Raw genomic sequence first — 6,405 nt, 5'->3', positions numbered from 1 at the left:
GCTGCACCGCCGGCCGGCGGGCAGGGCATCGCCGTCGGCGAGCCCAATCCCAGCGCGCCGGGCGGCTTCCAGCCGCCCGCGACCGGCCCGGCGCCGGGCAGCGGGCTCGCGCGTTTCGACGGCTACGGCGACATGAAGTTCGGGATGGACGAGGCGGCCGCGCGCAAGGCCTGGGCCGGCGAGCTCAACGGCAAGGTGCAGGGCGACATGTGCACCTACCTCAACCCGAAGAACAACAAGTCGATGTCGTACTTCGCCTTCATGTTCGAAGGCGGCAAGTTCGTGCGCTACGACGTGGGCAACGACAAGGAAGTGGCGCCGGGCGGCGGCCGCCGCGGCCTGACGACCGCGGAGATCCAGCGCCTCTACGCCGGTCGCGTGCAGGCCTCGCCGCACCACTACGTGAAGGGCGGCCAGTACCTGAAAGTGCGTGGCGACGGCGGTGCCATCGTGTTCGAGACCGACGCGAAGGGCGTGGTGACCGAATGGCATGCCGGCGTCGAGCCGCAGGTCAACTACATCGAAGGCTGTTCCTGAGGATCGACCGATGACCGCCACGCTCTGGTTCCTGCTCAGCCTCGTCCTGCTCGCGCTGGGCGGCGATTCCATCGTCAAGGGCATCGGCGGCCTCGGCCGCCGGCTCGGCTGGCCGCCCTTCGCGACCGGGCTGGTGCTCATCGCGCTGGCGACGTCCATTCCCGAACTCGTCGTCAACTTCCATGCCGTCGCGGCCGGGCAATCCGCGCTCGCGCTGGGCAACGCGGTGGGCAGCAACGTGCTCAACGTCGGCCTGACGCTCGCGCTCGCCGCGGTGGCCGCGCCGCTCGTGGTGCGGTGGCGCGCGCTGTCGCCGCTACTGATGGTGCTGCTGGCGTCGACCCTGCTGGTGATCCTGATGTCGCTCGACGGGCAGCTCTCGGTGATCGACGGCGCGATCCTCGTGATCGGCTTCATCGCGGTGATGGCGTGGCGGATCGTGCGTTGCGACGAGGAATCGCCGGAGGTCCGCGCCGAGATCGAAGGCTTCACGGCACGCGTCGATTCGATGGGCGCGAGCGTGCTGCGCATCGCCGTCGCCGCGGTGGCGCTCGGTATCGGTGCCTGGCTGCTGGTGCGTCATGCGCCCGCGATGGGCCGCAGCCTGGGCTTCAGTCCGTTGTTGACCGGCCTGTTGCCGGTGGCCATCGGCACCGCGCTTCCGGAGCTGGCGGGCGGGATCGGCGCGGCGCGGCGTGGGCAGGGCGATCTCGTCGCGGGCCACGTGATCGGCTCGAGCCTCGTCAACATCCTGCTGGTGCTCGGCGGCATGGCGCTGATCGGCCACGGCGTCGCGATGCCGGGCTCGTTCGTGCGCTACGAGCTGCCCGCCGCACTCGCGTTCGCGGTGATGCTGTTGCCCGTACTGCGCGGCGACATGCGCGTCTCGCGCAACGAAGGCGTGGTGCTCTTCATCGCGCTGCTGCTGTGGCTGGCGTTCGAGGCGCTGCAGCTGCACCGCTGAGGCCCGCGCGCGCGTCGATATACTCGACGCATGTCCGGACACGATTCCTCCACCGCCATCGGGCCGCGCGCGGTGCACGCGCTCGCCGACTTCTTCCGGCTGGAGGCCGCGGGCGGCATCGTGCTGATCGCCGCCGCGGCGCTCGCGATGCTGTGCGCGAACTCGCCGCTGGCGGCCGGCTACGAAGCCCTCCGCCAGATGCCGCTGTTCCTGGGCATCGGCGACGTCTCGCTCGCCAAGCCGCTGCTGCTGTGGATCAACGACGGCCTGATGGCCGTGTTCTTCCTGCTCGTCGCGCTCGAAATCAAGCGCGAGGCCACCAGCGGCCAGCTCGCGCGGCGCGACCAGCTGGTGCTTCCGCTCGTGTGCGCGTGCGCGGGCGTGGCCGCGCCAGCGCTGCTGTTCACCGTCTTCAACCGGGGCGACGCGACCGCGATGCGCGGCTGGGCGGTGCCGACCGCGACCGACATCGCGTTCGCGCTGGGCGTGCTCGCACTGCTCGGCTCCCGCGTGCCGGTGGGCATGAAGCTGCTGCTGTCGACGATCGCGGTGGTGGACGACCTGATCGCGATCCTGATCATCGCGATCTTCTACTCGCACGGCATGTCGTTCGTGGCGCTGGGCTGGGCGGCGGTCGCGCTGGGCGGCATGTTCCTGCTCAATCGCCGGCACGTCACCGCACTGACGCCCTACCTCCTGCTCGGTGTGGCGCTGTGGGTGTGCGTGCTGAAGTCGGGCGTGCACGCCACGCTCGCGGGCGTGGCCACCGGGCTGATGATCCCGCACGTCGACAAGCGCAACCACGTCGACGACGAAAGCGAGCACTCCGCGCTGGAGACGCTCGAGCACGCGCTGCATCCGTGGGTCGCGTACGCGATCCTGCCGCTGTTCGCGTTCGCCAACGCGGGCCTCGCGGTGGGCGGCATCCGTGCGGGCGACATGCTCGGCGCGTTGCCGCTGGGCATCGCGCTGGCGCTGGTGGTGGGCAAGCCGGTCGGCATCGTCGGCGCGGCGATGGGCATGCGTGCCGCCGGGCTGGCGCAGCTGCCGGACGGCATGGACGCGCGCGCCATGATCGGCCTGGGGCTGCTCTGCGGCATCGGCTTCACCATGAGCCTGTTCATCGCCTCGCTCGCGTACCACGACATCGCGCGCTACGAGGAAGCGGTGCTCGGCGTGCTCGCCGCGTCGGTGGCCTCGGCGCTGCTGGGCTACGGCTGGCTGCGGCTGGCCTGGGGCCGGCGCTGATGCGGCACGCGCTGCTGTTCGGCGGCACTGGCCAGATCGGCGAGCCGCTGCTCGTGCGCCTGCGCGCGGAAGGCTGGCGGGTCACGGCGGTGTCGCGTACCGCGCACCGCGACGGGCCGGGCCTGAGCTGGCGGCAGGGCGGCTTCGACGACCTGCCCGAACTGCCGGCGAGCGTCGACGCGATCGTCAGCGCGGGCCCGCTCGACGCGTTCTCGCACTGGTTCGCGCGCTCGCGCATCGAAGCGGTGCGGGTGGTCGCATTCGGCTCCACCAGCGTGGTCGTGAAGCAGCATTCGGTCGACGATGCCGAGCGCGACGTCGCGCAGCGGTTGGGCCTGGCGGAAGACCGGCTCGCCGCCGCATCGCGCGAGCGCGGGATCGCGTTCACCGTGCTGCGTCCGACGCTGGTCTACGGCGCCGCGCGCGACGCGACGCTGAGCCGGATCGCCGTCGTCGCGCAACGCCTGCGTGCGTTCCCGCTGCCGCGCCGCGCGACCGGCCTGCGGCAGCCCGTGCACGTCGACGACCTCGCCGATGCCGCGGTGGATTGCATCGCATCGATGGCCGCGCGCGATCGTGCCTTCGACCTGCCGGGCGGGGAGACGCTGCCCTATCGCGAGATGGTGCGCCGCGTGCTGCGCGTGCTAGAGCCGCCTGCGCACCTGGTCGAGCTGCCGCTGCCGATGTTCGAGTGGGCGGTGCGGGTCGCGCAGTCGCGCGGCATCGCGGCGGGCTTCGGCGATGCGGCGATCGAGCGCATGCGGCGCGACCTGGTGTTCGACGCCGCGCCAGCGCGCGATGCGTTCGGCTACGCGGGGCGTGCGTTCGCGCCGACCGCGGCGATGTTCCCGCGTCGCGAGGCCTAGATCTCTTCCGGTACCGTCGCCACCGGCCGCGCCTTCGACAGCGCGCGCAGCGCGATGATCAGCACGCCGCCCAGCACCATCGCGCCGCCGACCAGCAGCCGCGGGCCCGGGCGGTCGCCCCAGAACACGATGCCGAGCACGACCGCGAGCACCGGCGAGATCAGCAGCCACGGCGTCACCTGCGCCACCGGATGCCGCTTGACCAGCACGTAGAACAGCCCGTGCCCGAGCAGCGACGACAGGAACGCCGCGTACGCCGCACCGGCCCAGGCCACCCACGACGCCTGGCCGAGGCGTGCGATCGCGCCCGGCTCGACGATCGCGCTCACCGCCAGCAGCGGTGCGAGTGCGATCAGCGCGATGAAGCCCTGCTGGCTGAATACGTCGAGGCCCTGCAGGCGCTTCATCAGCACGGTGCCCAGTGCGAGGAACACCGCGGACACGAGCATCGTGACGAGCGATGCGGGATGGTCGAGCACGATCGGGTCGAAGCCCAGCACCAGCACACCGGCGAAGCTCACGCCGATCGCCAGCCCCGTGCGCCAGCCGAAGCGCTCGCCGAGCATCGCCCAGCCCAGCAGTGCGGTCATCGGCACGTAGCTCTGCATCACGATCGCGGGCGAGGAGAGATCGCCCGCGAACTTGAGCGCGGTGAAGCTCAGGCCGAAATGCAGCACGCCGAGGCAGAGGCCGACCAGCACGAGGCGCGGCCACTGGCCCGGCGCCGGGCGCTTCAGGAACGGCAGCAACGCGAGGCCGAGGATCGCGAAGCGCAGCGCGGTGAACAGGAACGGCGGAATCTCGCGCAGCGCGAGCGCCGAGGTGAGGAAATTGCCGGCCCAGGCGAGGCAGATCAGCAGCACCAGCACGAGGTCGCGACCGCCGAGGCCGGGTGCGCGCGCCATCAGTACGGGATGCCGAGGCGGCGCAGCAGTTTCGCGAGCACCCAGGCCGGGCCGATCAGCAGGTAGGTGAGGTCGGTGAGGAAGCTCGGCTTGCGGCCTTCGAGCTTGTGGCCGACGAACTGGCCGATCCACGCGACGACGAACACGGCGATCCCCAGCACCAGCAGCCCCTGCGTGCCCAGCGCGCCGTGGAGCAGGCGCGTCAGCAGCCCCAGCACGACGAACGCGATCGCCATGCCGAGCCCGAGCGTGCGCGACTGCCGGTAGTAGAACAGTGCCGCCAGCAGCATCGCGACGCCGGCGAACACGCCGTCGTTGAACATCGCCGCCGGCGACGGGATCGTCCACAGCAGCGCAATGACGCTCCACAGGATCAGCGGCACGCAGACCACGTGTATGCGCTGGTTGGCGGCGTTGCGGTGGTCGTCGCTGTAGTGCGCGAACCAGCGGTCGATCGGGCGGGCGAGGGTGTTCATGGCGGCGGGCGCGAACGGTGGGCGACCATGATGCCGCAGCGCCCTGCGTGGCGGCGTCGCGGGTACGGGACGCTGGCGTGCGCCGCCGAACCGGCGGTCAACGCTCGAGCGAATCGACGAAGAACTCGACCTTGCCGCAGCCGGAGCAGGCGAAAACGTCGAATGTCTGCCGGTTCACCAGCAACTCGCCGAGCCCGCCGAGCAGGAAGGGCGCCGCCTGGCTGCCTTCGTGGAAGCGCTGGGAACCGCGGAACGTCATCGGCTGGCGGCACCGCAGGCAGTCGAGGACGCGGCCGCCCGGTGCGGCTTCGGGCGTAGCGGGATCGATCGAGCCGTCGGGCCATGCGCCGCAGTCGCGGCACAGCGCGCGGTCGGCGGCATTGGTGGCGCTGCAGCGCCGGCAGGTCCAGACGGGCCGGCCCATCCTCAATCGATGCTCAGACCCGCGAGGCGTTCCAGCGCCTCCGCGTACTTCGCGCGCGTCTTCTCGATGACCTCCGGGGGCAGCACGGGGCCCGGCGGCGTCTTGTCCCAGCCGATCGCCTCGAGGTAGTCGCGCACGAACTGCTTGTCGTAGCTCGGCGGGCTGGTGCCTACCGCGTACGAATCGGCGGGCCAGTAGCGCGACGAGTCGGGCGTCAGCATCTCGTCCATGACGTAGAGGCGGCCGTCGGCATCGGTGCCGAACTCGAACTTGGTGTCGGCGAGCAGGATGCCGCGCTGCGCGGCGTACTCGGCGGCGAACGCGTAGAGGCGCAACGTGGCGTCGCGCACGGCTTCGGCGAGCTCGGCGCCGCACAGGCGCACCGCGGCATCGAAGTCGATGTTCTCGTCGTGGTCGCCCACGGCGGCCTTGGTCGACGGGGTGAAGATCGGCTCGGGCAGCTTCTCGGCCTGGCGAAGGCCGTCGGGCAGCGGAATGCCCGAGACGCGGCCGGTACGCTGGTAGTCCTTCCAGCCGCTGCCGATCAGGTAGCCGCGCGCGATGCATTCGATCGGTACGGGCTTGAGTCGGCGCGTGACCACCGCGCGCTTCGCGTACAGCGAGGCGTCGACGCCTTCGGGCAGCACACTGGCGACGTCGATCCCGGTCAGGTGGTTGGGCACGATGTGCGCGGTCTTGCCGAACCAGAAGTTGCTGATCTGGCAGAGCATCTCGCCCTTGCCCGGAATCGGGTCGGGCAGCACGACGTCGAAGGCCGAGAGACGGTCGGTCGCGACCATCAGCAGGCAGTCGCCGTCGGTGCCGGGCGGCAGGCGGTCGGCGGGGATGTCGAATACGTCGCGGACCTTGCCACGGTGGCGCAGGTGCAGGCCGGGGAGATCGGACGTCAGCAGCGAGGGACGCATGGGACCACGCGGGCACGGCCACCGGGTGGGCGGCGGGCCGGGCAGTGTACGCCGGCCCC

8 protein-coding genes are annotated in these 6,405 nt (G+C 71.3%); 4 read left to right on the top strand and 4 right to left on the bottom strand.

The window, feature by feature from the left end:
- The 4 genes from E4F61_RS14630 to E4F61_RS03190 form a co-directional block, all read left to right on the top strand.
- Positions 1–537 (top strand): lectin (locus E4F61_RS14630; RefSeq protein ID WP_162301388.1); only part of this gene is annotated, 537 nt, incomplete at its 5' end.
- Between the two features lie 10 nt (positions 538–547).
- Positions 548–1,501 carry a sodium:calcium antiporter gene (locus tag E4F61_RS03200; protein WP_133478228.1) on the top strand — a complete coding sequence of 318 codons (954 nt, stop codon included), beginning with the start codon at positions 548–550 and terminating at the stop codon, positions 1,499–1,501.
- Positions 1,502–1,531: 30 nt separating this feature from the next.
- Entirely contained in the window at positions 1,532–2,749 is a 1,218-nt protein-coding gene (gene nhaA / locus E4F61_RS03195) for a Na+/H+ antiporter NhaA (RefSeq protein WP_133478227.1), read from the top strand.
- The gene (locus E4F61_RS03190; protein WP_133478226.1) at positions 2,749–3,615 is read left to right on the top strand and encodes an NAD-dependent epimerase/dehydratase family protein; all 867 of its coding nucleotides are present in this window, start codon (positions 2,749–2,751) and stop codon (positions 3,613–3,615) included. The genes nhaA and E4F61_RS03190 overlap by 1 nt, the downstream gene beginning before the upstream one ends.
- Here E4F61_RS03190 and E4F61_RS03185 read toward each other — a convergent pair.
- From E4F61_RS03185 to E4F61_RS03170, 4 genes are all read right to left on the bottom strand, one after another.
- Positions 3,612–4,520 (bottom strand): DMT family transporter, encoded by a 909-nt coding sequence (locus tag E4F61_RS03185; RefSeq protein WP_133478225.1) that lies wholly within the window; start codon positions 4,518–4,520, stop codon positions 3,612–3,614. The genes E4F61_RS03190 and E4F61_RS03185 overlap by 4 nt on opposite strands.
- The gene (locus tag E4F61_RS03180; protein WP_133478224.1) at positions 4,520–4,996 is read right to left on the bottom strand and encodes an Mpo1 family 2-hydroxy fatty acid dioxygenase; all 477 of its coding nucleotides are present in this window, start codon (positions 4,994–4,996) and stop codon (positions 4,520–4,522) included. Before E4F61_RS03180 ends, E4F61_RS03185 begins: the two co-directional genes overlap by 1 nt.
- A gap of 97 nt (positions 4,997–5,093) precedes the next feature.
- Positions 5,094–5,420: a hypothetical protein gene (locus E4F61_RS03175; protein ID WP_133478223.1), complete on the bottom strand. Its 327-nt coding sequence runs from the start codon at positions 5,418–5,420 to the stop codon at positions 5,094–5,096.
- Positions 5,421–5,422: 2 nt separating this feature from the next.
- Positions 5,423–6,346, bottom strand: coding sequence for a phosphoribosylaminoimidazolesuccinocarboxamide synthase (locus E4F61_RS03170; RefSeq protein ID WP_133478222.1), 924 nt, complete (start codon positions 6,344–6,346; stop codon positions 5,423–5,425).
- Between the last annotated feature and the right edge of the window lie 59 nt (positions 6,347–6,405).

Source organism: Cognatilysobacter segetis (assembly GCF_004359965.1).
GTDB lineage: Bacteria > Pseudomonadota > Gammaproteobacteria > Xanthomonadales > Xanthomonadaceae > Cognatilysobacter > Cognatilysobacter segetis.
Note: the sequence above shows the minus strand (reverse complement) of the source record. Positions and strands in the feature narration are given on the sequence as shown.